Genomic DNA, 17,017 nt, shown 5'->3' on the forward strand with positions numbered 1-17,017 from the left:
GTAGCTTTCAGTGTCTGGACCGAGCCTCAAGGAGGGGTGGGGTCGATGCCCGTAGCGCGAGTCAGCCCCTGCTCGCGCCGACGCGCTCCCGGTTCGGAACCGCTACCTCGCTCTTGCAAGCGAGTGGGCTCATGAAGCTCGCTCGACGGGGGCTCCGGCGGCTGGGCCGGTTCGGCGCGCTGGCCCTGGTGGTCGGTGGGCTGCTGGTCGTGGGCGTCGGCGTGCTCTTCGCCCGCAGCAGCCCGTCCGAGGCGGGGCCCACGTGCACCAAGACCTGGACCTCGGCGGTGAGCGGGTCGTGGTCCGATGGGACGAAGTGGACGCCGGCGGGCGCCCCCGCCGGCACCGACGACGTGTGCATCACCGCGACCGGCACGTACACCGTGCTCGACAACGTCCACGCCACCGCCAACTCGCTGCAGCTGGGGTCGACCGGCGCGGGCCTCGCCGACCTCACCGTCCAGGACACGGGGTGCGCCACGACCGCCGCGCTCGACGTGGCCACCACCGCCGAGGTGTTCGCCCGGGGCCGGATCACCCTGGCCTCCACCTGCGCCACGGCCAGCACGGCGCTCGGCACCGGCGGGCTCACCAACGACGGCACCGTCCGGGCCACCAGCACGGCCGGCTCGGCGTCGATCACGGGATCGGTGACGAACCGCGCCACGTTCACCGTCAGCGCCGCCCTCACCTACGGCGGGGTCGGGGGCACGTTCGACAACCAGGGCACCCTGAACGTGACCGCGCCGCTGCTGGTGGCCGACGACTTCGACAGCACCTCCGGCTCGATCCAGGCGGCCGGGAGCGGCGTGGTGACGCTGTCGCCCGGCACCACGTTCGCCCAGGACCAGGGAGGCGCCGACGGCAACCCGATCGTGCTCGACGACGCCGACCTCGCGTTCGCAGCCGGGGCCTCGGGGCAGACGTACTTCGCGGTCCAGGGGGCCAGCGTGCTGAGCGGCGACGTGCCGGCCGGTGCGACGGTCACCCTCGACACGGCCGGGTGCGCGGCCGACACCACCGTGACCACCCCCGGCAGCTTCACGAACTCCGGCACCATCGTGCTGACCTCGACGTCGACGGGCTGCTCAGGGGGCGGGCCCCACGTGGAGCTCGCGGTCGGCGGGACCTTCACCAACGCCGGGACCTTCACCTCGGCCGACGGCACGACCGGCTCCCGCTCGCTGACCACCACCACGGTGCAGAACTCGGGGACCATCAACCTGCAGGCCCTGGCCCCGCTCACGCTCACGGGCGACGTCGTCCTCCAGAGCAGCGGCACGGTGGTCCCGACCCTCACCCCGAGCAACAACGGGAGCGTGGCCGTGTCGGGCACCATCACGCTGGGCGGCACCCTCGACCCGGACGAGACGTTCGCGCCGCCCTACAGCAGCACGTTCACCCTGTTCACCTACGCCGACATCATCGACCACTACGAGTTCGACACGCTGGTCGCCGGGGGCATCGACTACGTCCAGCAGGCCACCTTCAGCTCCATGCGGCTGGCGGTCCTCATGCCGAGCCAGACGACGCTCGGCGCCAGCCCGTCGACGGCGACGGTGTACGGCCAGCCGGTCACCCTGACGGCGACCGTGACCGTGCTCCCGCCGAACTCCTCGACGCTGACCGGCTTCGTGGGCTTCCAGGACGGCACCACCCAGCTCGGCTTCGCCCCCGTGAACAGCAGCGGCGTGGCCACGCTCGTGACGACCGCGCTCCCCGGGAACGCGACGGCATCGCTCAACGCCTATTACACGAGTGACCAGTACGTCGCGTCGAGCGAGGCGCCCGTCGTCGCCCACCAGGTGGACCCGGCCCCGACCACCACCACGATCTCGAGCACGCCCAACCCGGCCCAGCCGGCGGACACCGTCACGTTCACCGCGACCACCACCGTCGATGCGCCCGGCGGGGGCGTCCCGACCGGGGTGGTCGCCTTCTGGGACGGCCCCTCGATGCTGGGCGCGGTGGTGCCGACCGGTGGGGTGGCGCAGCTCACCAGGAGCGGGTTGTCGCTCGGGACCCACAGCGTCCACGCCAGCTACTCGGGCGATGCCAACTGGGCGGGCTCCGACTCGCTTCCGACCGATCAGGTGGTGGCGAGGACGCCGACCACCACGGCCCTGACCGCCACCGCCAACCCGTCGGTGTTCGGCGAGGCCGTCGCGCTGAAGGCGACGGTGGCGACGGTCCCGGCCGGCGGGACGCCCACCGGCCAGGTCCAGTTCACCGATGGCGCCACCGTCCTCGGGACCGTGACGGTCAACGGCAGCGGCGTGGCCACGCTCACCACGGCGACCCTGCCGGCCGGCTCGCACCCGATCGTGGCGTCGTACCTGGGCGATGCCGGCGACGACGTCTCCTCGTCGTCGACCGTCACCCAGGTGGTGAACAAGGCGTCGACCACCGTCTCGGTGATCAAGCTGCCCAACCCCGCCACCAGCGGCCAGACGGTGACGATCAAGGCGACGGTGTCGCCCGTCGCGCCCAGCGGCCTCACGCCGAACGGAACGGTCACCTTCTTCGACGGGGCGACATCGCTCGGGACCGCCACCCTGGACGCGAGCGCGGTGGCGACGTTCTCCTCGAGCGGCTTCGCCTCGGGCAGCCACACGATCATCGCGACGTTCAACGGCACCGCCAACTACCTCACCTCGAGCCAGAACTCCGGGGCCCTGTTCGTCCAGGCGGCCGACAACACGACCTCGCTCGTCGCCACGCCCAGCTCGGTGGTGTTCGGTCAGTCCGTGACGTTGACGTCCACGACGACCGTCACCCCGCCGGCATCGGGCACGCCCACCGGCAACGTCCAGTTCACCGATGGCGCGACCGTGCTGGGCACCGTCCCCATCAACGCCGCCGGTGTGGCCTCCATCACCACCTCCCAGCTGGCGTTCGGCACCCGCCACGTCGTGGCCACCTACCTTGGCGACTTCACCTTCACGCTCTCGGTCTCACCGGCGTTCGACGTGACCGTGGCCGCGGCATCCACCACGACGGGCCTGTCGAGCTCACCCAACCCCTCCCAGTCGGCCGAGCTGGTGGTGTTCACGGCGACGGTGGCGGTGGCGGCTCCGAGCGGCTCCACCCCGACCGGTGCCGTCCAGTTCACCGAAGGGGCGACCGTCCTGGGCACGAGCACCCTGACGCCGGCAGGGGTGGCGCAGTTCAGCACCACATCCCTGCCGTCGGGCACCCATCACGTCGTGGCCACGTACCAAGGGGTCACGGGCATCGCCGGCTCGTCCTCCACGACCGTGGACCAGGTGGTCGGCCTGGCCGCGACCACCACCTCGCTGTCGAGCGCGGCGAACCCCTCGCTGGTGGGCCAGTCGGTGGTGCTCACCGCCACGGTCGCCGGCCCGTCGGCGGCCGTCCCGACCGGGACGGTGACGTTCACCGACGGCGCCACCACCATCGGCACGGTCTCGGTCGACGCGGCGGGCGTGGCGCAGCTCCCCACCACCGCGCTGGCCGTCGGCTCCCACACGATCACCGCGTCCTACGGGGGTGACCCGTCGTTCAGCCCGTCGGCCTCCACGCCGCTGACCCAGGTGGTCGACCAGGCATCGACCGCAGTGGGCGTCGGGCTGGCCCCGAGCCTGGCGGTGGCCGGCGAGCCGGTCATGCTCTCGTCGCAGGTCTTCATCTCGGCGCCGGGAGCCGCACCGTTCACCGGCACCATGACCTTCCGAGCCGGCGCGACGGTCCTCGGGGCCTCGTCGGTCGATGCCACCGGCTTCGCCGGCCTGACCACCTCCGCCGTGCCCGTCGGGTCCAGCTCCATCACCGCCCAGTACTCGGGCAGCGCCGACCTGATGGGCTCGACGTCGTCGGGCCAGACCCTGACCGTCTCGAAGGCGTCCACCACGACCGCCCTGTCGAGCGCGCCGAGCCCGTCGTCGCTCGGCCAGATGGTGGCCTTCACCGCCCACGTGGCGGTGACCAGCCCCGGCGGCGGCACGCCCACGGGCCCGGTCACGTTCACCGAAGGCGCGACCGTGCTCGGCACCGGTTCGGTCGATGCCAGCGGCGACGCCCACCTGAGCATCGACACGCTCCCGGTGGGCAGCCACTCGATCGGTGCGGCCTATGCGGGTGATACCCAGCACCTGGGCTCCACCTCGAACACCCTCACCCAGGACGTGACCACGCTCGCCACCACGACGGCGCTGACCAGCGCGCCGAACCCGTCGGTGGCCTTCCAGCAGGTGACGTTCACGGCGACGGTCTCCGTGGTCGCTCCCGGCGTGGGCGTGCCCACCGGCGACGTCACGTTCACCGACGGCCCCTTCACCCTGGGCACCGCACCGGTCTCGCCGGCCGGCGTGGCCGTGCTCGCCACCTCGTCGCTGCCGGTCGGGAGCCACTCCGTCATCGCCACGTACGGCGGCGACAGCGCCATGACGGGCTCGGCCTCCACGGTCCGCACGCAGGTGGTGAACCAGCTCCCGACCAGCACCTCGCTGGCGAGCACCCCGAACCCCTCGGTGTCGGCGGAGTTCGTCACCCTCACCGCGACGGTCACGACCGCCGGGCCCACGGTCGGTGCCGGCACCGTGGACTTCACCTCCGACGGTTCGTTCCTCGGGAGCGCCCTGGTGAGCTCCGGCGTGGCCCAGCTCTCCACGACGGGGCTGCAGGTCGGCACGCACTCGCTGGTGGCCACCTACACCGGCGTCTCCGGGCTGGGTGACTCGACGTCGAGCACCGTGACCCAGGTGGTGACCCAGGCGGCGACCTCGACCGCGTTGGCCAGCACGCCCAACCCCTCCCTGCCGGCGGAGGCCGTCACCTTCACCGCCGCGGTGACCGTCGATGCCCCCGGCCACGGCCTCGCCACCGGCACGGTCACGTTCAAGGAGGGCGCCACGGTGCTCGGCACCAGCGCCGTGGACGGATCGGGCGAGGCCCAGTTCATGACCACGGCGCTCACCTCCGGCACCCACTCGGTGACCGCCACCTACTCCGGTGATGCCGAGCTGACCGCGTCGACCTCCCTGGCGGTCGATCAGGTGGTGGCCGCGGGCACCAGCACGACCACGCTGGCGAGCTCGGCCAACCCCTCCGCCTCGGGGCAGGCCGTGACGCTCACGGCGACCGTGGCCCCGGTCGCACCGGCCACGGGCATCCCGACCGGAACCGTGACGTTCACCGAGGGCGCCACGCTGCTGGGCACCGCACCCGTCCAGGGCACGGGCCAAGCGTCGATCACCCGCTCCACGCTCGCCGTCGGCACCCACCCGATCGTCGCGACCTACGGCGGCGACGCCAACGTCGGCGGTTCGGCGTCGTCGGCCCTCGGCCAGGTGGTCGCCCAGGCCTCCACCACCACGACGCTGGCCAGCGACACGAGCCCGTCGGTTCCCAACCAGTCGGTGACCTTCTCTGCGAAGGTCACCCCGGCGTTCGGGGCGCCGACACCGACCGGCACGGTGACGTTCACCGATGGCGCCACGGTGCTGGGCACCGCCCCGGTCGACGCCGGCTGGAACGCCGCCTTCAGCACGACGGCCCTCGCGGTCGGAGACCACTCGATCGTGGCGACCTACGGGGGCGACGCCGACTTCACGGGCTCGGCGTCGAGCGCGTTCAACCAGGCGGTGGTGCGGGCGTCGACCCTGACCTTCTTGTCGGTCGCGCCGACCCCGTCGGTCGCGGGGGAGCCGGTGACGTTCACGGCCGACGTCCTGGTGCTGCCCCCGGGAACGGGCACGGCCACGGGCACGGTCACGTTCACCGAGGGGGCGACGGTCCTGGGGACGGCGCCGGTGACCGCAGGCTCCGCCGAGCTGACCACCTCGACCCTGTCGGTGGGCACCCATCCGGTGGTGGCCACCTACGGCGGCTCGGCGACGGTGGCGGGCTCGGCATCGTCGGCAGAGGATCAGGTGGTCGACCAGGCGTCGACGACGACGGCGCTGTCGAGCAGCCCGAACCCCTCGGTGCCCGCGCAGGCGGTGGTCTTCAGCGTGACCGTGACGACCGTGGCCCCAGCGACGGGCGCCGCGACCGGCACGGTCACCTTCTCCGAGGGCGCCACGGTCCTGGGCACGGGAGCGGTGTCGCCGGCGGGCCTGGCCCAGCTCTCCACCACGGCGCTGGGGGTGGGCTCCCACTCGGTGACCGCCACCTACGGCGGCGACGGGGCCCATGCCGGTTCGGCCTCGACGGCCGTGGACCAGGTGGTGGCCGCCGGCGCGAGCACCACGACGCTGTCCAGCTCCGCCAACCCCTCCGCTTCGGGCCAGGGCGTGACGCTCACGGCGACCATCGCGCCGGTGGCCCCGGCAACGGGCACGCCGACGGGCACCGTGACGTTCACCGAGGGCGCCACCGTGCTGGGGACCTCGCCCGTCTCGGCCGCCGGCGATGCGCAGCTGGCCACGTCGTCGCTCACCGTCGGCACCCACCCGATCGTGGCGACCTACTCAGGCGATGCGGCGCTGGCCGGATCGGCGTCGGCGGCGCTCGACCAGCTGGTCGCCCAGGCGGGGACGACCACCGGGCTGACCAGCACGCCCAACCCATCGCTGCCTGCGCAGTCCGTGACCTTCACCGCGACCGTGGCCGTGACGGCCCCGGGCGCGGGCACGCCGACGGGCACGGTGACCTTCACCGAGGGCGCCACCGTCCTGGGCACCTCGCCCGTCTCCGCCCTCGGCGCGGCCCAGCTGGCGACCACCTCGCTGACGGTCGGGACCCACCCGATCGTGGCCACCTACTCCGGTGACGCGGCGATGGCCGGCTCGGCCTCCGCCGCGCTGGACCAGGCGGTCGGCGCCGGGTCGACCACCACCGGCTTGGCCGCCACGCCGAACCCGTCGGTGGCGGGCCAGTCCGTGGCGTTCGCCGCGACCGTGACCGCCGCGCCCGGGTCGCCCGCTCCGACGGGCACGGTGACCTTCAGGGAGGGCGCCACGGTCCTGGGCACGGCGACGGTGTCCGCGGCTGGTGACGCCGTGCTGGACCTCACGACCCTCGCCGTCGGGACGCACCCCGTGGTGGCGACCTACGGCGGCGACGCCAACCTGACCGGCTCGGCGTCCGCCGCCCTCGACCAGGTGGTCGTGCTCGGGGCGACGTCGACGGCGCTGACCAGCTCGCCCAACCCCTCGGCGCCGGCCCAGGCCGTGATCTTCTCGGTGACCGTCACGGTCGACCTGCCGGCGACCGGCGTCGCCACCGGCACAGTCACGTTCACCGAGGGCGCTACCGTCCTGGGGACCTCGGCGGTGAGCCCCGCCGGCCTGGCGCAGTTCAGCACCACCTCGTTGGCGGTCGGGTCCCACCCGGTGGTGGCCACCTACGACGGCGACGCCGACCGGGCCGCGTCGAGCTCGCCCGCCGTCGTCCAGGTCGTGCAGGTGCCCGTGGTGCAGACGGTCACGACGCTCGACGCCGCGCCCACGGGCATGGTGGCGACGCAGCCGTTCGACCTCTCCGCCCAGGTGGCCACGGTCCCCGCCGGCGGGGCCGTGCCGGGTGGCATCGAGCTCCGCGAGGGAGCCACCGTCCGGGCCACCGCCACGGTCGGCAGCGACGGCCGCGCCACCTTCCACCTCGCCCACGGGATCGGCGGCGGCACCCACCAGCTGACCGCCGGCTACCTCGGATCGACCTTCGCGCTGCCGAGCGACTCGGCGGCGGTGACCATGGTGGTCGGCAAGGCCCAGGGCTCGTTCACCACCTCCGCGGTGCTCGACCCCACCAAGCCCGGGACGGTGACGTTCCTCGTCCTGGCCAAGGCCCAGCCCCCGGCATCGAGCGCGCCGGGCGGAGCCATCGAGCTGCGCCAGGACGGCGTGGTCATCGGCACCGGCCGCCTCGTCGACGGCCGCGCCGTCATCCTGCAGTGCTTCACCCCCGTGTGCGCGCCGCCGACCACCACCACGACCACCGCCCCCACCACGACGACGTCGTCGACCAGCACCTCCACCACGACCACCTCGCCCACGACCACGTCGTCCACCACCTCCACCACGGATCCGCCGCGGACGACCACCACCCAGGGCCCGACCACCACCGAGGGCGGCCCGGTGCCCACGGTCGTGCCCGGCGCGGCGCCGACCGCCGCCCCCGCCACGCCCGCCGTGCCGATCGCGGCCCGGAGCGGCCTCGTCGCCCAGCTGTCGGCCTCCGCGATCGAGGTGGTGGCCGGCTACCCCGGTGACGACGACTTCGACGCCTACCAGTCCGATCCCATCCAGGTGGGCATCGACGGCGACACCGTCTCCCTCCCCGGCGACACGCCGCCCCCGACCGTGACGACCACGACCACGCCGACCACCGGCACCTCCACGCCGCTGGTCGGCACCACCATCCCCGGCGGGGCGGGCGGCACCGGCGGCGGCGGTCCCGGGATCACCGGCGAGGCGGCGGGCGGCAGCACGACCGTCCCCGGAGGCAGCGGCACCGACTCGGGCACGACCGTCACCACCGCGGCGGGCGGCGGGACGAACGAGGACGCATCCGGGACGAAGGCCGGGGCAACCGACGACCCGTCCGCCTCCGGTTCGGGCGCCGGTGCCGGCGTGTCGGCCCAGGGCTCGGGCCGGGGCGTCGACGCCAGCAGCATCGAGCACCAGCGGTCGCTGTCGGCGAAGTGGGGCCGGTCCGCCCTCGCCATGTCGACCGCCGACCCCACCGAGATCTCGACGGACCCCGGGTTCGTGCTCCAGAACGTCCTGCTGACGATGTTCCTGCTGCTGTTCAGCGTCTACCCCGCCTACATCATCAACAACACGCTGGCGGAGAACTACGACGAGGTCCTCGGCTGGTTCGGGCCCGTCGACCGGCGCATCGAGCGGTTCCGGTCGAAGCGGGGCAAGATCCCGGCTCCGATCGTGCTGGGCCTCTCGGGCCTCATCGGGGCCATCCTCTACTCGTTCCTCGATCCGAACATCGGGCTGAACATGCCGTCGGCCGCGCTCTTCCTCGGCCTGTTCGCGTCGACGCTGACGATCTCCGGCGTCTACGACGTGGCCCGCAAGCGCTACCTGCACCACCACTACGGCTACGTCAGCAGCCTCCGCGGCTACCCGATCGGCGTGTTCATCGGCATCATCCTCGTGGTGTTCTCCCGGGCCGCCCACTTCACCCCCGGCTACCTCTTCGGCGTGTTCACGGCGCTCGGCTTCTCCCGGGAGATCGACCGCCGCCACGACGGGCGGGGCGTCGCTGCCGCCGCCGTCTGGCTGTTCGGGATCGCCGTGGCCAGCTGGTTCCTGTGGATCCCCGTCGCCAACGCGGCCGCCAAGCCCTACGCCGGGTTCGTCCCCCTCTTCCTCGACACCACGCTCGCCACGATCTGGGTGGTCGGCATCCAGACGATCGTGTTCGGCCTGATGCCGCTGCGGTTCCTCGACGGCGAGAAGGTCCTCTACTGGAGCAAGGCCGGCTGGGCCGCGGTGTACGGCCTCGGCATGTTCGCGTTCGTGCACTCCATGGTGCGGCCCGGCACGAAGGTCGACGGCGACAGCTTCACCAGCGCCGTCGTGCTGTTCGTCGGGTTCACCCTCTTCGCCGGCTCCTTCTGGGCCTACTTCCGGTTCCGCACCAGCGATCCGGGCGACACCGAGCGGCCCACCGAGGGCCCCGAGGCCGACGCGCTCATCGACGCCTGATCACACCGCGGTGGGCGGGGCCAGCGCTCGCACCGTTGCGGCCTGGCACTCGGCCATCATCCGGCGCACCTCGGCCATCACCTGCTCGGTGCGGACGGCGTGGTCGTCGCCCTCGAAGGCCACCGGGGTGTTGCTCACCCGGACGGTGATCACCTTCCGGCGGCGGAACGGGTTGAGGTAGGGGAGGCTGCGGTCGGCCGGCCACACCGCCTCCGTTCCGATCATCCCGGCGGCCACCACCGGTGCACCCGACACCTCGGCCAGGCGCGACACCCCCGTCGACGACGGCCCGGTGGACAGGGGGTGCTCGGGGTCCCAGTGGATGCGGCCCTCGGGCAGCAGGAGGATCGTGATGCCCGACTGCAGGGCTTCGGCCGCTGCCCGGAACGCCTCGCCCCGGCCGGCCCCGCGGTCGACGGGGATGGCCCCGATGGCCCGGGCGAAGGGCCGGGTCCACTTGCTGTCGACGTACTTCTTCTCGATGAGGACGCGGGGGTAGCGCCGGAACCGGTGGAACACGATGAGCCCGGCGACCACGTCGAACAGGCTGCGGTGGTCGACCGCGATGATCCCCGTCTCGATGTCGCGGTTCACGGTGTCGCCGCCGCCGATGTCGAAGCGCACGAACGGCCAGGTGAGCAGCCACGCCAGGCGGGCCAACCAGGCGAGGGCTCGTTCCGGGCGCATCGGCAGAGTCTTGCCGCCCGGCTCCCGCCTCCCGGGCGCCGACGAACATGCGTTCGACTGTCACCCCCTCCCAGTAGGGTTTCGCTCATGGCCCGTACCAAGACGCTCTACCGCTGCTCCGAGTGCGGCTCCACCGAGCCCAAGTGGACCGGCCGCTGCAACGGGTGCGAGGCATGGGGCACGCTCATCGAGGAGCTCACCGGAGGCACGGGCGCCGGCGCCCCGGTCACCATGCTCCCGCCCTCGTCGCCGCCCATCCAGATCAGCGACGTCGATCCCACCGAGTTCAACCCCAAGCCCACCGGCGTGGCCGAGCTCGACCGGGTGCTCGGCGGCGGGCTGATCCCCGGCTCGGTGACCCTGCTCGGCGGCGAGCCGGGCATCGGCAAGTCCACCGTCCTGCTCCAGGCCGCCGCCGAGGTGGCGGCCAGCGGCCGCAAGGTGCTGTACCTGTCGGGCGAGGAGTCGGCCCAGCAGGTGCGCCTCCGGGCCGAGCGGCTCGGGGCCCTGCACCCCATGCTGTGGCTGGCCACCGAGGTGGCGCTCCCGCAGGTGCTCGGCGCCATCGCCGAGGTCGAGCCCGAGCTGGTGATCGTCGACTCGGTGCAGACGCTGCTCAACCCCGATCTGGCCTCCACGCCCGGATCGGTGGCCCAGGTGCGCGAGTGCACCCACCGGCTGGTCCAGGAGGCCAAGCGGCGCGGCTGCGCCATCGTCCTGGTCGGCCACGTCACCAAGGAAGGCGCCCTGGCCGGGCCCCGGGTGCTCGAGCACATGGTCGACACGGTCCTGTCGTTCGAGGGCGACCGCCACCACGCCCTGCGCCTCCTCCGCGTGGTCAAGCACCGCTTCGGCTCCACCCAGGAGCTGGGCCTGTTCGAGATGGCCGAGAAGGGCCTCAAGGGCGTCCCCGATGCCAGCGGCATGTTCCTGGCCGACCGTCGTCTCGGCATCCCCGGCTCGGTGGTGGTGCCCACGCTCGAGGGGGCCCGGCCGCTGCTGGTGGAGCTCCAGGCCCTCACCACGCCCAGCACCCTCCCGTCGCCGCGCCGGTCCGCCCAGGGGATCGACAACGGCCGCCTGTCGCTGCTGCTGGCCGTGCTCCAGCAGCGCGTCGGGGTGCCCACCGGCCAGGTCGACGTCTACGCCCTCGCCGTGGGCGGGGTGAAGATCGTCGAGCCGGGAGCCGACCTGGCCCTCGGCCTGGCCCTGGTGTCGTCGCTCACCGGCGTCCCCCTGCCCGCAGACCTCGTGGCGTGCGGTGAGGTGGGCCTGGGGGGCGAGCTCCGCCAGGTGGCCCACACCCCCCGCCGCCTCGCCGAGGCCTCCCGGCTGGGTTTCAAGCGGGCCATCCTCCCGTTCTCGGCACCGGCGCCGCCGCCGGGCATCGTCGCCATCCGGGTGGGCACCCTGATCGACGCGGTGGAGCGCCTCGACCTGCTCCCCGCCTGAGCCCTCGTGGGACGGCTCACTCCGGAACGGACCAGGTCGTCCGGTAACCTCCAGGCCCATGGCCGCCCGATACCCCGCTGAGCTCCGGGCCGGGCTGGCCCAGGTCTCGCCGGGCCGGCCCCTGCGCGACGGCATCGACCGCATCATGCAGGCCGGCATGGGCGGCCTGGTCGTGGTGGGCGACGGGCCCGCCGTGCTCAACATCTGCTCCGGCGGGTTCCTGCTCGATGCCGCCTTCAGCCCCCAGCGCCTCTCCGAGCTGGCCAAGATGGACGGCGCCCTGATCCTGGCGGCCGACGGCAGCCGCATCGCCCGCGCCAACGTCCACCTGGTGCCCGACTCCAACATCCACACGTCGGAGACCGGCACCCGCCACCGCACGGCCGAGCGGGTCGCCCGCTCGCTGAACGTGCCGGTCATCGCGGTCTCGCACCGCATGAACACCATCACGGTCTACGTGGGCGACCACAAGCACGAGATCGAGCCGGTGCCGCGCCTCGTCAACCGGGCCAACCAGGCCATCTCCACGCTCGAGCGCTACCGCACCCGCCTCGACACCGACGCCGCCGCCCTGTCCACGCTCGAGATCGAGGACCTGGTCACCATCAGAGACGTCATCAACGTCGTCCAGGTGCTCGAGGGCGTCGAGCGCATCGCCGAGGAGCTCGAGCGCTACATCGTCGAGCTGGGCGAGGAGGGCCGCCTGGTCCGCCTCCAGCTCGTCGAGCTGGTCGGCGGCGTGCAGCACGACCGCCGCCACATCGTCCGCGACTACCGCGGCGACGACAAGACCATCCCGCTCGACCAGGTGCTCGACGACCTCTCGGCGCTCACCACCGAAGACCTGATCGACCCGGCCGAGGTGGCCAACGCCATGCGCCTCCCCACCACCGCGGTCGACGCCGGCATCGCGCCGCGCGGCTACCGGATGCTCGCCAAGATCCCTCGGCTGCCCGACCAGATCATCCAGAACATCGTCACCCGTTTCGGCAACCTGCAGAAGATCATGCGGGCCACCATCGACGACCTCGACGATGTCGAAGGCGTGGGCGCCACCCGGGCCCGGGCCATCAAGGAGGGCCTCAGCCGCCTGGCCGAGTCCGCCATCCTCGACCGCTACTGATCGTCAGGCGCTCGGGCCGGGAGCTCAGCCGATGGTGCAGGCGAGGGTGAAGAAGACCTTCCCCTCGATGCCACCGGAGACCGGGATCACCGTGCCGTCGTCCGCGGTGAACGTGCCCTTCACCGCCCACTCGCCCGACTTCCGGTCGAGGTGGAGCCGGCCCTCGACGGCGCCGGTGGTCTCCTTGCCGCCGGGCGTCCGGATGGCGCCGTTCGCATCGATGTTGCTGCGGCCCATCCAGCCCGGGACGGTGCGGCCGTCGCTGCTCCGCTGGTAGTGGCCCTCGAGGACCAGGCCGTCGATGTCGACGTGGACCACCTGGCAGAACTGGTCGACCTCGGCGGTGACGTGGCCCCGGTCGCCGAGCCGGCGCGGATCGATCTCTCGCTTCGCCCACCACACTGCGGCGCTCCCCGCCAGCAGCAGGACGACGACGACCGCCACCCAGCGCGGTGGTCCGGTCCGCGTCGATCGGGGTGCCGGATCGTCGTCGACGTCGGGTGCATCCACGGTGGTCTCCACCGGTTCCCATCGGCACCACCGCTCAGGGAAGAAGGGGGGAGCCGAGCGCTGCTGACGGATCTCGAATGGTTCCAACGCCTTTCGGCCTCGACCGTCCGCCGATACCCTGCACGCATGAGCACCACCGAGTCGTCCACGGGTCGGGAGCCCTTCGCCGCGGGTGCCCTGCCGCGCGACCTCACCCCTGAGGAGCTCGATGCCGCCCCCGTGTTGGAGTCCGTCCAAGACCTGGTCATCGACGGTCTGACGGACGAGGAGTATTGCCGCTTCCTGGCTGCCATCAACGAGTGAGGCTCGTCGTCGACACCGGGGTCTTCAGCGCATCGCTGGGACGGCGTGAGATCTCCGGAGGCGTTGCCGACCTCGTGGGCCTCGATCAGCAGCAGGTGTTCCTCGCCGCACAAACCGTCGCTGAGCTCCGGTACGGCGCCATGCTGGCGAGGTGGGGGGATGCCCGTGTCGCCCGGCTCGAAGCGGCGATCGCCTCCACCACGATCGTCCAGGTCACCCGCACCTCGATGACGGCCACCGCGACCCTTCGCCTCGCCTGCCGATCGATCGGCCATCCTCTGGCCCAGCGAGTGCACAACGCGGACCTATGGATCGCGGCGTCGGCGGTTCACATCGGAGCGACGCTGGTGACCACAGACAAGGTCTTCGAGGGGGCTCCGTCGTTGCTGGTGGCCTAGGGCTCAGCGAGCGCGGCGCTCGAGCTCTTCGCGGTTGGTGATGCGGTAACGGCGGTCCTGCTGCTCGATCCAGCGGAGGCGCACGAAGCTGGCGATGGCCTTGTTGACGCGCTCGCGGGAGGCGCCGACCATGCCGGCGAGCTCTTCCTGGGTGATGGGCAGGGCGAACTCGTCGGCCTCGCCGGCCAGCTCCAGCAGCCGCTTGGCGGTGCGGCCGGTCACGTCGAGGAAGACCGAGTCGGCCAAGGCGGCGTCGGTGTTGCGCAGCCGCCCGGCGAGCAGCCGGACCACGCCCCACAAGAGGGTGGGCCGAGACTCGTAGACGGCCTTCAGCGGCGCGTACGGGAGGATCACCAGCTCCGACGGTTCGAGGGCGCGCGCCTCGGCGGATCTGCCGAGCCCGTCGAACAGGCCCATCTCGCCGAACACGTCGCCGCGCTCCATCAGCGCGACCATCGATTCCCGCCCGTCGATCGACCGTTTGGCGATGGCGATGCGGCCCGAGGCGACCACGCAGAGGCAGTCGGGCTCGTCGCCTTCGCCGAACACGACATCGCCGCGCAAGTAGCGGTGGGTCTCGGCCGAAGCGGCCACCCGCGCCATCTCGTCGTCGCTGAGCTCATCGAGCAGTTGCACGTCTTGGAGCAGGTCGATGTCAACCACGCGGGCATCGTACCGACTTCACGGCATCGGACCAGGCCAACCGGGTGTCGTACCGTTGGGTGATGACCAGCGATGCGACCGATCCGCAGCCCCTCGTGTGGGTGATCGTGGTCGCCGCCGGTTCGGGGAGCCGCTTCGGCGGGGCCAAGCAGTACGCGCCGCTCGCCGGTCGCCGCGTCATCGACTGGTCCATCGACGCGGCGCGCTCCGTCGCCGATGGCGTGGTCCTGGTGGCCGCGCCCGACGAGGCCGACGCCGCGGAGCCGGCGGTCGACATCGTCGTGGCGGGAGGCGCCACCCGGTCGGCCTCGGTGCGCGCCGGGCTCGACGCAGTGCCCTCCGACGCCGCCGTCGTCCTGGTCCACGACGGGGCCCGGCCCACGGCCTCGCACGCCCTGTTCCGCTCGGTGGTCGATGCCGTCCTGGCCGGCGCCGATGCGGTCGTCCCGGTCATCGACGTGGTCGACACCATCACCGACCTGCACGGCGTCCCGGTCGACCGAGACGCCCTCCGGGCGGTCCAGACGCCCCAGGGGTTCCGGGCCGATGCCCTGCGCGCGGTGCACGCGGCGCGGCCCGAGGCCACCGACGACGCTTCGCTGGTCGTGGCCGGAGGTGGCAGGCTTCGCCCCGTGCAAGGTGAACGCTGGAACCTCAAGATCACCGAGCCCGACGACCTCACCGTCGCCGAAGCCCTGATGGAGCAGCGCTGATGCCGGTGCGCGTGGGCCAGGGCTTCGACGTCCACCCGTTCGTCGACGACGCCGACCGGCCCCTCGTGCTCGGCGGCGTCACGTTCCCCAGCGAGCGGGCCCTCAAGGGCCACAGCGATGCCGACGTGATCGCCCACGCCTGCGCCGATGCCCTGCTGGGCGCGGCCGGCCTGGGCGACATCGGCGAGCACTTCCCCGACACCGACCCGGCGTGGGCCGGCGCCGACAGCATCGAGCTGCTGGCCGAAGCCACGCGCCGGGTGCGAGCCGCCGGGTGGGAGCCGGGCAACGTCGACGCTTCGGTGGTCACCGACCACCCGAAGCTGGCGCCCGCCCGCACACAGATGCAGCACAACCTGTCCACCGCCGTAGGTGCCCCCGTCACCGTCAAGGGCCGACGACCCGAGGGCCTCGGCGCCTTGGGCCGCGGTGAGGGCGTGGCCTGCTGGGCCGTCGCCGTGGTGACCCAGCCGTGACCCCGCCGCGTGGTGGTGGCAAGGGCGGTCGACCGTCGGGTGGCAAGGGCGGCTCGCGCGGCGCCAGCAGCGGGTCGAGCCGAGGTGGCCCCGCGCCCAAGGGCCGAGGCGGCCCGGCGCCGAAGGGCCGGTCGGGCGCGCCCAGCGGCGGGTCGAGCGGCGGGTCGAAGCCCGGTGGCTCCGGCGCTCCTCGCGGCCGCAAGCCGGGCGGCGGGGGTCGCAACCCGCTGAGCAGCATGGGGCCGCAGGGCAAGGCACCCCGGTCCACCGCCACCAGCGGCCTGGGCGGCGAGCAGGTCGAGGGTCGCCAGGCCGTCCGCGAGCTGCTGCTGGCCAACCGCCGCGACACCCGCGAGATCTGGCTGGCCGAGAACCTCGATCCGGCCCCGGTCATCGAGGACATCCGCGAGCTGGCCGCCGAGGCCCGCGTCGTCGTCAAGGAGGTGGGTCGGGGCAAGCTCGACGCCGCCGCCCGCACCGATGCGCCGCAGGGCGTCATCGCCTTCGCCAAGCCGCTGCCCGAGGCCGAGCTCGATGACCTGATCGCCCGCCGGTCGGGCCAGCCGCCGCCGTTCCTGCTGTGCAGCGACGGCATCACCGATCCCGGAAACCTGGGCGCCCTGCTGCGCTCGGCCGAGTGCGCGGGCGTCACCGGCGTGGTGCTCCCGCAGCACCGTGCCGTGCACATCACCCCCACCGTCACGAAGGCGGCGGCCGGCGCCATCGAGCACCTGCCGATCACCACCGTCGGCGGCATGCCCACGGCCATCAAGACCATGAAGGACGCCGGCATCTGGGTGGTCGGCCTCGACGAGCGGGCCGAGAAGACCCTGTGGGACCTCACCATGGACGACGCGCCGGTCGCCCTGGTCCTGGGCGCCGAGGGCCCCGGGCTCTCCCGCCTGGTCCGCGAGCGCTGCGACGAGCTGGTCTCGATCCCCATGCGGGGGAGGGTCGCCAGCCTCAACGTCGGCACGGCCGGCACGTTGGCGTGCTTCGAGATCGCCCGTGCCCGGCGCCAGCGCTGACGTCCTCGACCCTCATCGCCCGCCTCGCCACCAACTCG

Annotated in this window: 11 protein-coding genes; 8 read left to right on the forward strand and 3 right to left on the reverse strand. The window is 72.9% G+C overall.

Going from position 1 to position 17,017, the window contains the following annotated elements:
- Positions 1–131: 131 nt before the first annotated feature.
- On the forward strand, positions 132–9,626 hold the full coding sequence (locus ACPPVX_RS13410) for an Ig-like domain repeat protein (RefSeq protein ID WP_426571063.1): 9,495 nt from the start codon (positions 132–134) through the stop codon (positions 9,624–9,626).
- Here ACPPVX_RS13410 and ACPPVX_RS13415 read toward each other — a convergent pair whose 3' ends face one another.
- Positions 9,627–10,313, reverse strand: a complete 687-nt coding sequence (locus tag ACPPVX_RS13415) for a lysophospholipid acyltransferase family protein (RefSeq protein ID WP_426571064.1) — start codon at positions 10,311–10,313, stop codon at positions 9,627–9,629.
- A gap of 87 nt (positions 10,314–10,400) precedes the next feature.
- Here ACPPVX_RS13415 and radA point away from each other — a divergent pair, with 87 nt between their 5' ends.
- Complete coding sequence (gene radA, locus ACPPVX_RS13420; RefSeq protein ID WP_426571065.1) at positions 10,401–11,765, forward strand: DNA repair protein RadA; 1,365 nt, start codon at positions 10,401–10,403, stop codon at positions 11,763–11,765.
- Positions 11,766–11,823: 58 nt separating this feature from the next.
- The gene (gene disA / locus ACPPVX_RS13425) at positions 11,824–12,888 is read left to right on the forward strand and encodes a DNA integrity scanning diadenylate cyclase DisA (protein WP_426571066.1); all 1,065 of its coding nucleotides are present in this window, start codon (positions 11,824–11,826) and stop codon (positions 12,886–12,888) included.
- 24 nt (positions 12,889–12,912) lie between these two features.
- Here the strand turns inward: disA and ACPPVX_RS13430 are convergent, their stop codons facing one another.
- Positions 12,913–13,398, reverse strand: a complete 486-nt coding sequence (locus ACPPVX_RS13430) for a hypothetical protein (protein WP_426571067.1) — start codon at positions 13,396–13,398, stop codon at positions 12,913–12,915.
- Between the two features lie 126 nt (positions 13,399–13,524).
- Here ACPPVX_RS13430 and ACPPVX_RS13435 point away from each other — a divergent pair, with 126 nt between their 5' ends.
- Together ACPPVX_RS13435 and ACPPVX_RS13440 are read left to right on the forward strand one after the other, a co-directional pair.
- Positions 13,525–13,701: a hypothetical protein gene (locus ACPPVX_RS13435; RefSeq protein ID WP_426571068.1), complete on the forward strand. Its 177-nt coding sequence runs from the start codon at positions 13,525–13,527 to the stop codon at positions 13,699–13,701.
- The gene (locus ACPPVX_RS13440) at positions 13,698–14,099 is read left to right on the forward strand and encodes a type II toxin-antitoxin system VapC family toxin (RefSeq protein WP_426575037.1); all 402 of its coding nucleotides are present in this window, start codon (positions 13,698–13,700) and stop codon (positions 14,097–14,099) included. The genes ACPPVX_RS13435 and ACPPVX_RS13440 overlap by 4 nt, the downstream gene beginning before the upstream one ends.
- 3 nt (positions 14,100–14,102) lie before the next feature.
- Here the strand turns inward: ACPPVX_RS13440 and ACPPVX_RS13445 are convergent, their stop codons facing one another.
- Positions 14,103–14,762, reverse strand: a complete 660-nt coding sequence (locus ACPPVX_RS13445; protein WP_426571069.1) for a Crp/Fnr family transcriptional regulator — start codon at positions 14,760–14,762, stop codon at positions 14,103–14,105.
- A 62-nt stretch (positions 14,763–14,824) separates the two neighbouring features.
- On the opposite strand from ACPPVX_RS13445, the gene ACPPVX_RS13450 reads away from it, so the two are divergent.
- Genes ACPPVX_RS13450 through rlmB form a run of 3 tightly spaced genes read left to right on the forward strand, consistent with a single transcriptional unit; the run spans position 14,825 to position 16,979 of the window.
- The gene (locus tag ACPPVX_RS13450) at positions 14,825–15,475 is read left to right on the forward strand and encodes an IspD/TarI family cytidylyltransferase (protein WP_426571070.1); all 651 of its coding nucleotides are present in this window, start codon (positions 14,825–14,827) and stop codon (positions 15,473–15,475) included.
- A complete protein-coding gene (gene ispF / locus ACPPVX_RS13455) occupies positions 15,475–15,951 on the forward strand; it encodes a 2-C-methyl-D-erythritol 2,4-cyclodiphosphate synthase (RefSeq protein WP_426571071.1) in 477 nt (158 codons plus the stop codon). Before ACPPVX_RS13450 ends, ispF begins: the two co-directional genes overlap by 1 nt.
- On the forward strand, positions 15,948–16,979 hold the full coding sequence (gene rlmB, locus ACPPVX_RS13460) for a 23S rRNA (guanosine(2251)-2'-O)-methyltransferase RlmB (RefSeq protein WP_426571072.1): 1,032 nt from the start codon (positions 15,948–15,950) through the stop codon (positions 16,977–16,979). Before ispF ends, rlmB begins: the two co-directional genes overlap by 4 nt.
- Positions 16,980–17,017: the final 38 nt, after the last annotated feature.

This window comes from Aquihabitans sp. McL0605, assembly GCF_049993875.1.
In the GTDB taxonomy this organism is placed as follows: domain Bacteria; phylum Actinomycetota; class Acidimicrobiia; order Acidimicrobiales; family Iamiaceae; genus Aquihabitans.